This is a genomic window from Nocardioides marmoraquaticus, from assembly GCF_054777915.1.
The window spans coordinates 54,027-67,814 of the sequence record NZ_BAAHAA010000015.1 but is presented as its reverse complement, the minus strand read 5'-3'; the positions used below and the strand labels follow the sequence as shown (position 1 = coordinate 67,814).

General features: G+C 73.1%; 14 protein-coding genes. 5 read left to right on the top strand and 9 right to left on the bottom strand.

The window, feature by feature from the left end; all coding sequences use genetic code 11:
- Positions 1–27: 27 nt before the first annotated feature.
- The 6 genes from ACYU8I_RS12505 to ACYU8I_RS12480 form a co-directional block, all read right to left on the bottom strand.
- Positions 28–828 (bottom strand): hypothetical protein, encoded by an 801-nt coding sequence (locus tag ACYU8I_RS12505; RefSeq protein WP_460841240.1) that lies wholly within the window; start codon positions 826–828, stop codon positions 28–30.
- Entirely contained in the window at positions 828–1,766 is a 939-nt protein-coding gene (locus ACYU8I_RS12500) for an ABC transporter ATP-binding protein (protein ID WP_460841238.1), read from the bottom strand. Before ACYU8I_RS12500 ends, ACYU8I_RS12505 begins: the two co-directional genes overlap by 1 nt.
- A 101-nt stretch (positions 1,767–1,867) precedes the next feature.
- Entirely contained in the window at positions 1,868–3,364 is a 1,497-nt protein-coding gene (locus ACYU8I_RS12495; protein ID WP_460841236.1) for a dihydrolipoamide acetyltransferase family protein, read from the bottom strand.
- A gap of 110 nt (positions 3,365–3,474) precedes the next feature.
- A complete protein-coding gene (locus tag ACYU8I_RS12490; RefSeq protein WP_460841232.1) occupies positions 3,475–4,452 on the bottom strand; it encodes an alpha-ketoacid dehydrogenase subunit beta in 978 nt (325 codons plus the stop codon).
- Positions 4,452–5,609 (bottom strand): pyruvate dehydrogenase (acetyl-transferring) E1 component subunit alpha, encoded by a 1,158-nt coding sequence (gene pdhA / locus ACYU8I_RS12485; protein ID WP_460841230.1) that lies wholly within the window; start codon positions 5,607–5,609, stop codon positions 4,452–4,454. Before pdhA ends, ACYU8I_RS12490 begins: the two co-directional genes overlap by 1 nt.
- A 299-nt stretch (positions 5,610–5,908) precedes the next feature.
- Positions 5,909–6,604, bottom strand: a complete 696-nt coding sequence (locus ACYU8I_RS12480) for a hypothetical protein (protein WP_460841228.1) — start codon at positions 6,602–6,604, stop codon at positions 5,909–5,911.
- A 157-nt stretch (positions 6,605–6,761) separates the two neighbouring features.
- Between ACYU8I_RS12480 and ACYU8I_RS12475 the strand changes: the two genes are divergently transcribed.
- A complete protein-coding gene (locus tag ACYU8I_RS12475; protein ID WP_460841226.1) occupies positions 6,762–6,974 on the top strand; it encodes a hypervirulence associated TUDOR domain-containing protein in 213 nt (70 codons plus the stop codon).
- 90 nt (positions 6,975–7,064) lie between these two features.
- On the top strand, positions 7,065–8,654 hold the full coding sequence (locus ACYU8I_RS12470) for an MFS transporter (protein ID WP_460841224.1): 1,590 nt from the start codon (positions 7,065–7,067) through the stop codon (positions 8,652–8,654).
- 106 nt (positions 8,655–8,760) lie between these two features.
- Here the strand turns inward: ACYU8I_RS12470 and ACYU8I_RS12465 are convergent, their stop codons facing one another.
- The 3 genes from ACYU8I_RS12465 to ACYU8I_RS12455 form a co-directional block, all read right to left on the bottom strand.
- On the bottom strand, positions 8,761–9,723 hold the full coding sequence (locus ACYU8I_RS12465) for a glutathione S-transferase C-terminal domain-containing protein (RefSeq protein WP_460841222.1): 963 nt from the start codon (positions 9,721–9,723) through the stop codon (positions 8,761–8,763).
- Between the two features lie 36 nt (positions 9,724–9,759).
- Positions 9,760–10,854, bottom strand: coding sequence for a histidinol-phosphate transaminase (locus tag ACYU8I_RS12460; RefSeq protein ID WP_460841219.1), 1,095 nt, complete (start codon positions 10,852–10,854; stop codon positions 9,760–9,762).
- A gap of 256 nt (positions 10,855–11,110) precedes the next feature.
- A complete protein-coding gene (locus ACYU8I_RS12455; protein ID WP_460841217.1) occupies positions 11,111–12,007 on the bottom strand; it encodes a dimethylarginine dimethylaminohydrolase family protein in 897 nt (298 codons plus the stop codon).
- Between the two features lie 77 nt (positions 12,008–12,084).
- Here ACYU8I_RS12455 and ACYU8I_RS12450 point away from each other — a divergent pair, with 77 nt between their 5' ends.
- From ACYU8I_RS12450 to ACYU8I_RS12440, 3 genes are read left to right on the top strand one after another with little or no spacing between them, the layout of a single operon-like run.
- Positions 12,085–12,774 (top strand): GntR family transcriptional regulator, encoded by a 690-nt coding sequence (locus tag ACYU8I_RS12450; RefSeq protein ID WP_460841214.1) that lies wholly within the window; start codon positions 12,085–12,087, stop codon positions 12,772–12,774.
- A 29-nt stretch (positions 12,775–12,803) separates the two neighbouring features.
- A complete protein-coding gene (locus ACYU8I_RS12445) occupies positions 12,804–13,181 on the top strand; it encodes a phage holin family protein (RefSeq protein WP_460841212.1) in 378 nt (125 codons plus the stop codon).
- The gene (locus ACYU8I_RS12440) at positions 13,178–13,699 is read left to right on the top strand and encodes a low molecular weight protein-tyrosine-phosphatase (RefSeq protein WP_460841210.1); all 522 of its coding nucleotides are present in this window, start codon (positions 13,178–13,180) and stop codon (positions 13,697–13,699) included. Before ACYU8I_RS12445 ends, ACYU8I_RS12440 begins: the two co-directional genes overlap by 4 nt.
- Positions 13,700–13,788: the final 89 nt, after the last annotated feature.

Genomic DNA, 13,788 nt, shown 5'->3' with positions numbered 1-13,788 from the left:
GCGGATCGTGCGAGACGTGGACCGACGTCAGCTGATGTCGCGGCGGGCCGTGAGCAGGGCGCCGACGCCGGCGAGCACGCCGGCCCAGGCCATGAGGACCAGGGCGCCGGTCCACCACTCCAGGCGCACCTCGCCGGGTTGCTGCACGGCGTCGACGATGGCGTTGGTCGCGGCGGAGGGCAGGTACGGCGCGATGTGCTCGCGGCCGAGCTCGAAGGTGCGCAGCACCAGCCCGAGGATCGGCTCGACGACCCACGCGACGCCGATGCCGATGAGCAGCGCGGCGACCTGGTTGGGGATGAGGATGCCGACGCCGAGGCCGATCAGCGCCCAGAGCCCGAGCACGAGCAGGCTCAGCGCCAGCGTGCGGAGCACCTCGGTCGACGGGAAGGCCTCCGCGCCGCGGCTGCTCAGCGTGATCGCGCCGACGACGATGGAGCCGGCGAGGCTGATCAGGCCGTAGAGCGCGCCGACGACGAGCAGCGCGACGACCTTGGCGCCCATGACGCGGGTACGCCGCGGCTCGGCGAGGAACGTCGAGGTGATGGTGTGGTGGCGGTACTCGGCGCCGACCTGGATGACGCCGATCGTCAGCAGCAGCAGGTAGCCGATCGACAGCCCGCCGGTGTACACGCTGTTGGCGATGGTGACGGGGTCGGTGCCCGCGAAGCCGCCGGGCGGGCCGGCCTCGTCGCCGAAGGCACCGGTCAGCAGCAGCCCGAAGAGCAGCGCGAAGGCGCCGCCCGCGAGCAGCACCGCGATCGCCATGCCCCACCACAAGCGGGTGGTGAAGAACTTGACCAGCTCGGCCCGGACGGCGCGCCCCATCACGCGGCTCCCTGGTCGACCGCGGCGTCGCCGAGGTTGCGGTTGGTGCCCTCGGTCAGCGAGAAGTAGAGCGCCTCGAGGTCGGCGCGCTGGGCGCTCAGCTCCCACACCGGGAGCCCGAAGGAGAAGGCGATCTCGCCCACCACGCGCGGGTCGGGCACCTGCACGCTCAGGGTGTGCTCGCCGGCGGCACTCGAGGCGAAGCCGCGATCGTGCAGCGCCGCGGCGAGCGCGGCCGGGTCGGAGGTGCTGACCCGCACCGTCGGGTCGCCGTCGAGCTCGGCCATCGTGCCCTGCTGCACGAGCCGGCCGTTGGCGATGATGACGACGTCGTCGACGGTCTGGGCGACCTCCTGCAGCAGGTGGCTCGAGACCAGCACGGTCTTGCCCTGCTCCCGGCTGAGCATCCGCAGGAAGCCGCGCAGCCAGCGGATGCCCTCCGGGTCGAGTCCGTTGGCCGGCTCGTCGAGCACCAGCACCTGCGGGTCGCCGAGCAGCGCGGCGGCCAGCGCGAGGCGCTGGCGCATGCCCATCGAGTACGCCCCGGCGCGGCGCCGCGCGAAGGCCGGGATGCCGGTCAGCTCGAGCAGCTCGTCGACCCGTGCGAGCGGCAGCCCGCTGGCCGTGGCGAGCACGCGCAGGTGGTCACGCCCGGACCGGCCGGGGTGGAAGTTGGTGGCCTCGAGCGCGGCGCCGACCACCTCGAGCGGGCGCGGGAGGGCGGCGTACTGCCGGCCCTCGACGAGCACCTCGCCGGCGCTCGGCGCGACGAGGCCCAGGGCCATGCGCAGCGTGGTGGTCTTGCCGGCGCCGTTGGGGCCGAGGAACCCGGTGATGCGACCCGGCTCGACGTCGAAGGTCAGGTCGTCGACGGCGGTGAAGCCGCCGAAGCGTTTCGTCAGGCCGCGCACCTCGACGCGGGCACCCGTCCGGGCCATGCCTCCCCCTCCCGGCCGACCGGGCGGTCGGCGTCCGACCCGAGGGTAGGGCCCCGCGGTGGGGGCGGCAGTGACAGGTGTCAGCCAGAGTGGCACAAGCCTCAGAAGAGCAGGGCCGTCGCGGGGTCCTCCATGATCGCGGCGACGTCGGCGAGGAACTGCGAGCCGGCCTGGCCGTCGACGTGACGGTGGTCGAACGACAGGGCCAGCGTGCACACGTCACGGATCTCGAGCCGCTCCTCCGACCCCGTGCCCACGACCCACGGCTGCCGCTTGGTGGCGCCGAAGCAGAGGATCGCCGACTCGCCCGGGTTGATGATCGGGGTGCCGGCGTCGACGCCGAAGACGCCGACGTTGGTGATCGTGAAGCTCCCCCCGGCCATGTCGGCGGGCTGCGTACGGCCCTCACGGGCGGTCGCCGTCAGCCCGGCGAGGGCGTCGGCGAGCTCGCGCAGGCTCTTGTCCTGGGCGTCCTTGACGTTGGGCACGACGAGCCCGCGCGGGGTCGCGGCGGCGATGCCGAGGTTGACGTAGTGCTTGACCACGACCTCCTGGGCCGCGTCGTCCCAGGTGGAGTTGATGATCGGGGTACGCCGCAGCGCCAGCAGCGCTGCCTTGGCCAGCACGAGCAGCGGCGTGACCTTGGCGTCGCGGAAGTCGCGGTGGGACTTGAGCCGCTCGACGAGCTCGCTCGCGCGGGTGACGTCGACGGTCACCCACTCCGTCACGTGCGGTGCGGTGAAGGCCGAGTCGACCATCGCCTGGCCCATCATCTTGCGCACGCCCTTGACCGGCTCGCGGGTCTCGCGGGCCCCGGGTTTCCGACCGATCGGCACCTCGGTGGTCGGCGTGTCGGGGGCTTTTCGTTCGAAAAGCCCTGCGGCCGCGGCCTGGACGTCGTCGCGGGTGACGGTGCCGCCGGGGCCGGAGGGGGTCAGCGAGGCGAGGTCGACGCCGAGGTCCTTGGCCAGCTTGCGCACCGGCGGCTTGGCCAGGGCGCGCACCTGCTCCCCGGTCTGGACGGGGGCGGGCACGAACGCCTCCGGCGTCGGTGCCTGTTCGACCGCGTGGGCGGGCACGGCGGGCTCGTCGGCCTCGACCACCGGGTCGGACTGGGCTCCGCCGGGGCTGAACGCCCCCTGCACCTGCATCTGCGTGGCCGCGGCCGACACCGTCGACGGCGACGCCGAGCCCTTGCGCGGACGGCGCTGCGGGCCGCGCTCGGCCTTGCTGCGCCCGACCAGGCTCTCGCCCTCGCCGCCACCGCTGGCCGCGGGGTTGGAGAGGTCGATCTCCATCTCGGACGCGGGCTCGACGGGCTCGACCGACGGGGCCGGCTCCGCGGCCGGCGCGTCGAGGGGCGAGGGGTCGCCGACGCTGATGATCGGCGTGCCGACAGCCACGGTCTCGCCCTCGCCGACGAGCAGGGCGGTGACGGTGCCGGCGTACGGCGACGGCAGCTCGACGATCGACTTGGCGGTCTCGATGTCGACGACGACGTCGTTGATCTCGATGACGTCGCCGACCTTGACGCGCCACGCCACGATCTCGGCCTCGGTCAGGCCCTCGCCGACGTCGGGGAGCAGGTAGTCAGCCATTCTCAGGGCTTCCTTTCGGCTTGCGGGGTCTCGAGGTGGTCCCTGAGGAGGTCGCGCAGCGACCGTCTCGAAGGGCTCGTCGCTGGCGCTCCTCGCGCCTCGACCACCTCCTAGTGGTCGAGCGAGCGGTCGACGGCGTCGAGCAGCCGGTCGAGGTCGGGCAGGAAGTCCTCCTCGATGCGCGAGGCGGGGTACGGCGTGTCGAACCCGCCGACCCGGAGCACCGGCGCCTCGAGGGAGTAGAACGCCTGCTCCTGCACCCGCGCGGCCACCTCGGCGCCGACCCCGAGGTTGACGTGGGCCTCGTGGCAGACCACCAGGCGGCCGGTGCGGCGTACGGACTCGACGACCGGACCGAGGTCGAGCGGGCTGAGCGTGCGCAGGTCGATCACCTCCAGGCTCTGGCCGTCGGCAGCGGCCGCCTCGGCGGCCTTTATCGCGGTCTTCACGGTGGGGCCGTACGCCGCCACGGTGACGTCGGTGCCCCGGCGCACGACCCGGCTGCTGAACAGCGGCTCGGGGGTCTCGGACTCGTCGAGCTCGGCCTTGTCGGCGTGGTACTGCCGCTTGGGCTCGAGGAAGACGACCGGGTCGTCGCAGGCGATGGCCTGCTGGATCATCCAGTAGCCGTCGACCGGGTTGGAGCACGCGACGACCTTGAGGCCGGGGGTGTGCGCGAACTGCGCCTCGGGACTCTCGGAGTGGTGCTCGACCGCGCCGATGCCGCCGCCGAAGGGGATCCGGATGACCATCGGCATCGGCAGCCGCCCCTTGGAGCGGTAGCTCATCTTGGCCACCTGGCACACGATCTGGTCGTAGGCGGGGTAGACGAAGCCGTCGAACTGGATCTCGACCACGGGCCGGTAGCCGCGGAGCGCCAGGCCGACCGCCGTGCCGACGATGCCCGACTCGGCGAGCGGCGAGTCGATGACGCGGTCCTCGCCGAAGTCCTTCTGCAGGCCGTCGGTGATGCGGAAGACGCCGCCGAGCTTGCCGACGTCCTCGCCCATGACGAGGACTTTGGGGTCGTCCTCCATGGCCTTGCGCAGGCCGGCGTTGAGGCCCTTGGCCAGGGTGATCTTGGACATCAGCGGGCCCCCTCGAAGCTCTGCAGGTACGTCGCGTAGCCCTCGCGCTGCTCGCGCAGCTCGTCGGTCTCCTCGGCGTAGACGTGGTCGAACATCGCCATCGCCTGCGGGTCGGGCAGCGCCTTGCAGCCCTCGCGGAGGCGGTGGCCCAGCTCGTCGGCCTCGGCCTTGAGGTCACCCATGAAGTCGTCGTCGACCAGGCCGTTGCGGCGCAGGTGCACCTCGAGGCGGGCGATGGGGTCCTTGAGCTTCCAGTTCTCGACGTCGTCGGAGAGCCGGTAGCGGGTGGGGTCGTCGGTCGTGGTGTGGGCGCCCATCCGGTAGGTGTAGGCCTCGACCAGGGTCGGGCCGCTGCCCTCCCGGGCCCGCTCCAGCGCCGCGCGGGTGACGGCGTACGTCGCGAGCACGTCGTTGCCGTCGACGCGGACGCCGGGGAAGCCGAAGCCGAGCGCGCGCTGGTAGAGCGGGATCCGGCTCTGCCGCTCGATGGGCTCGGAGATCGCCCACTGGTTGTTCTGGCAGAAGAAGACGACCGGCGCGTTGTAGGAGGCGGCGAAGATGAACGCCTCGTTGACGTCGCCCTGGCTGCTCGCGCCGTCGCCGAAGTGGGCGACGACCGCGGCGTCGCGGTCGGGGTCACCGGTACCGACGGCGCCGTCGCGCTGGACGCCCATGGCGTAGCCGGTCGCGTGCAGCGCCTGGGCACCGATGACGATCGTGTAGAGGTGGAAGCCGAACTCCTTCGGGTCCCACGCACCGTGGTCGACCCCGCGGAACAGGCCGAGCAGGTCGAGCGGGTCGACCCCGCGGCACCACGCGACGCCGTGCTCGCGGTAGGTCGGGAAGACGTGGTCCTGCTTGCGCAGCGCGCGGCCGCAGCCGATCTGCGCCGCCTCCTGACCGAGCAGCTGGGCCCAGATGCCGAGCTCGCCGTGGCGCTGCAGCGCGGTGGCCTCCACGTCGAGGCGGCGTACGAGCACCATGTCGCGGTAGAGCCCGCGGACCTCGTCGGCGGAGAAGTCGAGGTCGAAGTCGGGGTGGCTGACGCGCTCGCCCTCGGGGGTGAGCAGCTGCACCAGCTCGGGGCCGCCGTCCTGCTGCTGGGGCCCGAACACCTCGACGAGGTCGGGCCCGAAAGAACGCGTGGGGTCGCTCATGGCACTCCGCTCCTGCTCATGGTCCGTCGGGGCGGGGGTCACCGCCTCGGCCGATCGTGGTCGCCCGCCTCCGCGTGGGTGGTGCGGCCCGGACGACGCGGGTGTGACTGGGGCCACACCCGCGCTCCCACGGTAGCGGAGGGGGTGTGCCCCGGCGAATCGGGTGGTTGACGGCGCCCAGGGTGGAGGAGAAGTCCCCGGTCAACCGGGGACTTCGGACTGGATCGGCCTTGATCAGGGCCGATCCGACCCGAACGAGGCCGAGCAGTGTGACGCCTGAGGTGCCACCGGGGCCGGCGTCAGAGGGCCCGGTCGACCTTGGCGTGGTAGCGGCGGCCGACCTTGCCGCCGGCGACCGCGGCGAGCAGGGTGCCGAGCAGGACGACGACGCCGGTGACGATGCCGGCGAGGGTGAGGTCGCTGGTGGCGACCTCGACGCTGGGCAGGTCGGCGCCGGAGAGCAGGTCGTAGCGCTCGCCCGCGGCGTACCCGGCGAGACCGCCGAGGATCCCGAACACCAGCGCGAACAGCCACACGGCCACGCCCTGGCGGCCGCCGTCGAAGCGCGACATGCGACCGGCGACGTAGCCGCCGCAGTAGTACGCGACCAGCAGCACCGCGAGCACGACGGCCGCCGAGACGATCGAGGTGGTGGTCAGCGCCGTGCTGGTGTCGAGCTCGACGTCGGCGCCGAGGCCCAGCACGAGCACGACGGCCCCGACGATGCCGCTGAGCAGCACGGTGGTGCCGACGGCGACCATCCAGCCGAAGAACGCCGCGCCGACGTTGACCCCGCCGAAGCGCTCGTACGCCGGGTCGTCGAGCGCCGAGGCACCCGCCGCAGGGGCGGTCCCGGCACCGGCGGGCCGCGGCCACTCCTCGCGGGGCACCCGCTCGGTCTGCGGGGGCGGCGGCTGCTGCGCCGGGTCGCGTCGTACGGCGCCGTAGGTCGCGGTCGGCTCGGGCTCGTCGGGCTGCCGACGGCTGGTGTCCATGGGTTCCTCCTGCTCGCGCGGCTCGGCGCGTGGGTCGACGTCCCCCGCCTGTCCCCCACCCTCCCTGCTCGGACACCCGGGTGCGAGCGCGCAACGCCGGGGTACCCCCCTCGCACGGCCGCGGCGGGCGACACGACGATCTGACGAGGAGCACGACATGGCGATCCAGAAGGGCAGCACGGTCAGCTGGAAGTGGGGCGACAACAAGGCCGAGGGCAAGGTCACCGAGGTGCACCACGACAAGGTCACCCGGAAGTCGAAGGGCAAGGAGATCTCCCGCGACGGCACCGACGACAACCCGGCCTACGTCATCGAGCAGGAGGACGGCACCACCGTGCTGAAGCTCAAGAGCGAGGTCGAGCACGAGTAGCGCGGTGGGCGGCGCCGGTCCGGCTGGGTACCGTTTGATTGCGATCGTCAACCACTGAGGTCGCAGCGCCCCAAGGACCGGTGACCGCCCATGACCGCCACCCGCACCCCCGCCCACCGCGCGGTGGGGCGACGTACGCCCGCCGACCCGAAGTGGTGGACGCTGGCCGCCGTCTGCACCGGCGTGTTCATGCTGCTGCTCGACATCACGATCGTGAACGTCGCGCTGCCCGACATCCAGCGCGAGCTCGACGCGTCGCTGTCCGACCTGCAGTGGGTCATCGACGCGTACGCCCTCTCGCTCGCGGCGCTGCTGCTGACGGCGGGCTCGCTGGCCGACCTCTACGGCCGCAAGCGCGTCTTCACCATCGGCACAGCGCTGTTCACCGTCGGCTCCGTGGCCTGCGGGGCCGCCACCGACATCACGTTCCTCACCCTGGCGCGGGCGTTCCAGGGCATCGGCGGCGCGGCGATGTTCGCGACCGCGCTCGCCCTGCTGGCGAGCGCCTTCCGCGGCAAGGACCGCGGCACGGCGTTCGGCGCGTTCGGAGCGGTCACAGGCGTCGCCGTCGCCATCGGGCCGGTGCTCGGCGGCGTGCTCACCAGCGGGTTGTCGTGGCGCTGGATCTTCTTCGTCAACGTGCCGCTGTGCCTGCTCGCGATCGCCGTCACCGTGGTCAAGGTGCGCGAGTCGCACGACCCGCGGGCGGGACGGCCCGACTGGGTGGGCTTCGTGGTGTTCTCGGTCGCGCTCGGCGCGCTCGTCTACGGCCTCATCGAGGCGGGCCAGCGCAGCTGGGGCGGCACCCGCGTCGTCGCCTGCCTCGTCGCCGCCGCGGCGCTGCTCGCGGTGTTCGTCGTCAGCCAGCGCGTGCAGCAGCACCCGATGTTCGACCTCGGGCTGCTGCGCAAGCCGACCTTCGTCGGCGGGCTGGTCGCGGCGTTCGGCGTCTCGGCGTCGATCTTCTCGCTGCTGACCTACCTCGTGCTCTACGTGCAGAACGTGCTCGACTACTCCGCCGTGGGCACCGGCGTGCGGTTCCTGTTCCTCTCCGGCGCCTCGTTCGTCGCCGCCGTCGTCGCCGGGCGGCTGACCGAGAAGGTGCCGGTCAAGTGGATGATCGGCCCAGGCTTCCTCGTGCTCGGTGTCGGCCTGCTGCTCCTGCGGACCATCACCGCGACCTCGGACTGGACGGCGCTGGTCCCCGGCCTGCTCGTCAGCGGCCTGGCGATCGGCATGATCAACCCCCCGCTCGCCTCGACCGCCGTGGGCGTGGTGCCGGTCGAGCGGTCGGGCATGGCGAGCGGGGTCAACAGCACCTTCCGGCAGGTCGGCATCGCCACCGGCATCGCCGCACTGGGCTCGGTCTTCGCCCAGCAGGTCGCCGACTCGGTGCGGCCCGCGCTGCAGGGCGCCGTACCCGGGCCGGCGCTTGAGCCCCTCGTCGCCGCGCTGTCAGGGGGACAGGTGAACGCCGCCGCGGCTGCCGCAGCCGAGCGCGGCGGCCAGCGCGCCGCCGACCTCGTCACCCAGGTCGGCACCTCGGGCGTCGTCGACGCGCTCGACCACATCACGCTCGTCGCCGCGGTGATCGCCTTCGGCTGCGGCGTCCTCAGCCTGGGCCTGATCCGGCAGCGCGACTTCGTGGCCCGCGAGGCCGCGCCCGCGACAGAGGGATGAGACGCGGTGCCGCACTGGGCGCGCTTCTCAGTGACTTGTCGGCCGCCGCAACAGCCGACAAGTCACCGATTACCCGCCTGAGCGGGTAATCAGGGGCCCGCTGGCGTCAGACCTTCTCGCGATCGTGGGGCGTGTGCCAGCCGGACAGGTCGGGGCCCTTCGGGACGATGCTGGAGGGGTTCACGTCGGTCTGGACGACGTAGTAGTGCTGCTTGATCTGCTCGAAGTCGATGGTCTCGCCGAAGCCGGGGGTCTGGAACAGGTCGCGCGCGTAGCCCCAGAGGTTCGGCATCTCGATGAGCTTGTTGCGGTTGCACTTGAAGTGGCCGTGGTAGACCGCGTCGAAGCGGGCGAGGGTGGTGAACAGCCGCACGTCGGCCTCGGTGATGGCCGGGCCCATCAGGTAGCGGCGGTCGGCGAGGCGCTCCTCGAGCCAGTCGAGGGCGGTCCAGAGCCGGTCGTAGGCGTCGTCGTACGCCTCCTGGGAGCCGGCGAAGCCGCAGCGGTAGACGCCGTTGTTGACCTCGGTGAAGACCCGCTTCATCACGGTCTCCATCTCGTCGCGCACGTCGTCGGGCCACAGGTCGGGCGCGTCGGGACGGTGGTGGTCGCGCCACTCGTGGAAGAGGTCGTGGGTGATCCACGGGAAGTCGTTGGTGACGACCTTGCCGCTCGACTCCTCGACCATCGCGGGCACGGTGATGCCGCGGGGGTAGTCGGGGAAGCGGGCGAAGTAGGCCTGCTGCAGCCGCTCGATGCCGAGCACGGGGTCGACGCCGCCCTCGTCGAGGTCGAAGGTCCACGAGCGCTTGTCGTGGGTGGGGCCGCACAGGCCCTGGCTGATGACGTCCTCGAGGCCGAGCAGTCGGCGCACGATGATGGCGCGGTTGGCCCACGGGCACGCCTTCGCGGCGACCAGCCGGTAGCGGCCGGGCTCGGCCTTCCACTGCGGCGGGTCGGCGTCGGGCTGCGGGTCCCGGACGATGCGGTCCGGGATGTAGTTCATGTCGCGGTCGAAGCCCTTGCCCTGCTCGACGTACGAGCCGGTGGTCGCGTTGTCGTCAGCCATGGATGAAGAGTCCCCGATCCGACTGGTTTCAACCAATCAGCGCTCGCCGGCGCGCCACCGACCGGCCACCTCGACGAACGCCTCGTCGGCCAGCACGTCGCCCACCGTCACCCGCACGCCCTCCCCGGCGAACGGCCGCACCGACAACCCGGCCTCGCCGCACCACGTGGCGAAGGCCAGCGCCTCGTCGCCGAGCGGCAGCCAGACGAAGTTGCCCTGCGCGTCGGGCAGCTCCCAGCCCTGCGCTGTCAGCGCCTCCGCGACGACGCCGCGCTGCGCCACGACCGCGGCCACGCGCTTGTCGACCTCGGCGGGTGACGCCAGGCTGGCGACCGCCGCGGCCTGGGCGATGGACGAGACGCCGAACGGCAGCGAGCACGCACGTACGGCGGCCGCGACCTCCGGGTGGGCGGCGAGGTAGCCCACCCGCAGCCCCGCCAGACCGTGCGCCTTGGCAAAGGTGCGCAGCGTGACCACGTTGGCGTGCCGCTGCACGAGCGGCACGGCGTCGACCGGGTCGTCGAGGGTGACGAACTCGCGGTAGGCCTCGTCGACCACCACCAGCACCTCGGCCGGCACGGCCGCGACGAAGCGCTCCAGGTCGGCCTGCGTCACCGCGGGACCGGTCGGGTTGTTGGGCGTGCAGACCACGACGACCTTGGTGCGTCCGCCGACCGCGGCCGCCATCGCGTCGAGGTCGTGACGACCCTCCGCGTCGAGCGGCACCCGCACCGACGTCGCCCCGGCCGCGGTGATGGCGATCGGGTAGGCCTCGAACGAGCGCCAGGCCGTCACCACCTCGTCTCCGGGCTCGCAGTAGGCGTTGAACAGGTGGTAGAGCAGCGCCACCGAGCCGGTGCCCGCGGCCAGCTGCTCCGGGCCCACCCCGAGCCGCTCGGCGAGGGCGGCGTACAGCGCGGCGTTGCCCATGTCGGGGTAGCGGTTGATCCCCTTCGCCGCCCGCTCGACCGCCGCCAGCACCGCCGGCAGCGGCTCGTAGGGGTTCTCGTTGGAGGACAGCTTGTAGACCGGCCGCCCGTCGCGCGGCGCGGGCGGCTTGCCGGCGACGTACGCCGGCAGCGCGGCGACGGCAGCGCGGGGACGTGGAGGGGTGCCTGGTGCGGTCGTCACGGGGGCGACCCTAGTCCGGGAGCGCCACGGCCCCTTCGTGACGCCCGCTCGTCCCTCGCGGGCTCCTCAGGGAACGGAGGACGGCCCGCTCGTCCCTCGCCGGCTCCTCCTGGAACGGAGGACGGCCCGCTCCCTGAGGTGCGAGCGTCCGAAGCCTCGCTCCCTGAGGTGCGAGCGTCCGACACCTCGCTCCCTGAGGTGCGAGCGCAGCGAGCCACGAAGGGGCGTGGCCTCGACCGGCTCGACCAGCGAGGGGTCAGGGGAGGACGACGCGGCCGCCGGGGACGAGGTCGAGGTCGCGGCCGAGGCGGACGTCGAGGGGGTTGGTGAGGCAGCGGACGGCGCCGCCGCCCTTCTCGAGCTCGGAGGTGTCGACCACGACGACCTCGAAGTCGCGCGCCTCCAGCCAGACGCGCACCCGGTCGGGGCAGGCGGGCATGACGACCGTGCGGCCCACCACGACGGAGTTGGCGCAGAACGTCATCGCCTCGGCCTCGTCGAGCACCAGCGGGTCGGGCACCAGGTCGAGCAGGGCGCGGGCCGAGGGCTCGTCGAAGGCGACCGGGCAGACCATCGCGGCCTCGGCGTCGAGCGGGCAGAAGGCCAGGTCGAGGTGGTACATGCCCGGGTGGGTGGTGCGTACGCCGCGCACCGCGAGGTCGAGCTCGGTGGCGAGGTGCTTGAGCGCGAGCTCCTCGGTGCGCGGGCCGAACCCGACCACGAGCTCGCCCCGCCAGGCGAAGGCGTCGCCCGCCTCGAGGTGGGGGCCCACGGCGTCGCGGCCGACGCGTCGTACGACGGCTCCCTGCGACCGCCACCAGGCCTCGGCGGCCGGCGTCTCGCCGCGCCGCTCGGCGTGGCGCATGTGCGAGAGCACGACCTCGGGGGTGCCGTCGGGGCGCTCGAGGGCGAGGCCGAGGTTCATCGCGTAGACCATGTCGGGCGTCTCGGGCAGCTGCCCGAGCACCTCGACCTCGGCGCCGGCTGCACGGATCGCGGCGACCATCGCGTCCCACTGCGCGCGGGTGCGGGCGGGGTCGGGCTGCACGGCGGGGTCCATGAACGGGTTGATGACGTAGTCGACCCGGAAGTGGTCGGGCGAGACGGCGAGGTAGCGGCGGCCCCACGGGAGCGGGGACGGGGTCGGGCTCATGAGGCCTCCACGGTCGGATTGTCGGACAATCTGACGCCAGTGTGGCACACCTCGCCGATCTGTCCGACACTTCGGGGGTGACGTCCGCCGCACCCGACCCGTACGCCGGCCTGCGCCTCGACGAGGCGGCGTCGACGGTCGACCGCGTGGCCGAGGAGCTGCGGCGCTCGCTCTTCGAGGGCGAGATCGAGCCCGGCACGCCGCTGCGCGAGGTCGCGCTGGCGGCCGCGCTCGGCGTGGCGCGCTCGACGGTCCGCGAGGCGTTCGGCGCGCTCGTCGCGGAGGGCCTGGCCGACCGGCTGCCGCGCCGCGGCATCGTCGTACGACGCATGGACGCGGCGCAGGTGCACGACGTCACCGCGTGCCGGCTGGTCGCCGAGGGCGCCGGGGTGCGCGCGTGGGCGACCGCGACGCCCGAGTCGCGCGCCGAGCTGCGTGCCGCGCTGACGGCGTACGCCGACGCCCGCCGCGGCGACGGGCCGACCTCCACCTTCACCGCCGCCCACCTGCGGGTGCACCGCGCGATCGTGGGGCTGGCGGGCTCGGAACGGCTGCTGGCCTTCGTCGACGGGCTGTACGCCGAGATCCGGCTCGCGCTGGCGCAGGTCGACCGCTCCCGTGGCAACGCGGCCGAGCAGGTGCACTCCCACGAGACGCTGGTCGACCTCGTCGAGTCGGGCGACACCGCGGGCGCCCTCGCCGAGCTCACCGCCCACCTCGCCGACGCCGAGACCTCGCTCGCCGAGGTGGTGCTCGGGCGCGGGTAGCCCTGGGACGGGCGACCTACCCTCCTGCCATGAGGTTCGTGCTGTGGCTGCTGGTCAACGCGCTGTCGCTGGGCGCGGCGGTGTGGCTCGTCGACGGGATCACGCTGCGCGCGGTCGACGACACCCAGCTGGCGGTGAAGCTGGTCGTCATCGGCGCCATCCTCGGGGCGATCAACGCCTTCGTGCGGCCGGCCGTGCGCTTCTTGTCGCTGCCGATCGTGGTGCTGACCCTCGGGCTGTTCCTGCTGGTCATCAACGCGCTGATGCTCATGCTCGCGGGCGCCGCGGCCAGCGCGCTCGACCTGGGCTTCGACGTGGCCGGCTTCTGGCCGGCGCTGTGGGGCTCGATCGCCATCTCGGTCTGCCTCGTCGTGCTGAACGCGCTGCTGCCCGAGCCGCGCCGGTGACGCCCGAGCTCCCGCCGCCGCTCGGGTCGCCGTACCGGATCGCCTTCGTCTGCCTCGGCAACATCTGCCGCTCCCCCATGGCGCACGTCGTGATGACCCGGCTCGTCGACGACGCCGGACTGGCCGGCCGGGTCGAGGTCGACAGCTGCGGCACCGGCCCGTGGCACGTCGGCGAGGCGATGGACGTGCGCGCCGCGGCCCACCTCGAGGCCGAGGGGTACGACGCCTCGGCCCACCGCGGCCAGCAGTGGGACGACTCCTGGGCCGGTCGCTCAGGGGCCGGTCGCGACCTCGTGCTCGCGATGGACGCGGCGAACCTGGCCGAGATCAGTCCTGACGGCGAGACCGAGCGGGTGCGGCTGTTCCGCGCCTTCGACCCGGTCGTCGCGGACGACGAGCCGACCCCCGACGTGCCCGACCCCTACTACGGCGGCGACCAGGGCTTCGCCGACGTGCTGGCGATGGTCGAGCGCACCTGCATCCGGCTGGTGGCCGGCCTCGAGGCGCTCGAACCGTGACCTCCGGACCCTTGTGACGGGCCGCGCGGTCGACGTTGGATGGCACCGACCGATGAGTCCGGGCGGCGGGGCGGGTCACTCCCCCTGCC

Bases quoted from the DNA above. Each gene is read 5' to 3' on its own strand.
- ACYU8I_RS12505 (WP_460841240.1), bottom strand. From the start codon at position 828: ATGGGGCGCGCCGTCCGGGCCGAGCTGGTCAAGTTCTTCACCACCCGC.
- ACYU8I_RS12500 (WP_460841238.1), bottom strand. From the start codon at position 1,766: ATGGCCCGGACGGGTGCCCGCGTCGAGGTGCGCGGCCTGACGAAACGC.
- ACYU8I_RS12495 (WP_460841236.1), bottom strand. From the start codon at position 3,364: ATGGCTGACTACCTGCTCCCCGACGTCGGCGAGGGCCTGACCGAGGCC.
- ACYU8I_RS12490 (WP_460841232.1), bottom strand. From the start codon at position 4,452: ATGTCCAAGATCACCCTGGCCAAGGGCCTCAACGCCGGCCTGCGCAAG.
- pdhA (WP_460841230.1), bottom strand. From the start codon at position 5,609: ATGAGCGACCCCACGCGTTCTTTCGGGCCCGACCTCGTCGAGGTGTTC.
- ACYU8I_RS12480 (WP_460841228.1), bottom strand. From the start codon at position 6,604: ATGGACACCAGCCGTCGGCAGCCCGACGAGCCCGAGCCGACCGCGACC.
- ACYU8I_RS12475 (WP_460841226.1), top strand. From the start codon at position 6,762: ATGGCGATCCAGAAGGGCAGCACGGTCAGCTGGAAGTGGGGCGACAAC.
- ACYU8I_RS12470 (WP_460841224.1), top strand. From the start codon at position 7,065: ATGACCGCCACCCGCACCCCCGCCCACCGCGCGGTGGGGCGACGTACG.
- ACYU8I_RS12465 (WP_460841222.1), bottom strand. From the start codon at position 9,723: ATGGCTGACGACAACGCGACCACCGGCTCGTACGTCGAGCAGGGCAAG.
- ACYU8I_RS12455 (WP_460841217.1), bottom strand. From the start codon at position 12,007: ATGAGCCCGACCCCGTCCCCGCTCCCGTGGGGCCGCCGCTACCTCGCC.
- ACYU8I_RS12445 (WP_460841212.1), top strand. From the start codon at position 12,804: ATGAGGTTCGTGCTGTGGCTGCTGGTCAACGCGCTGTCGCTGGGCGCG.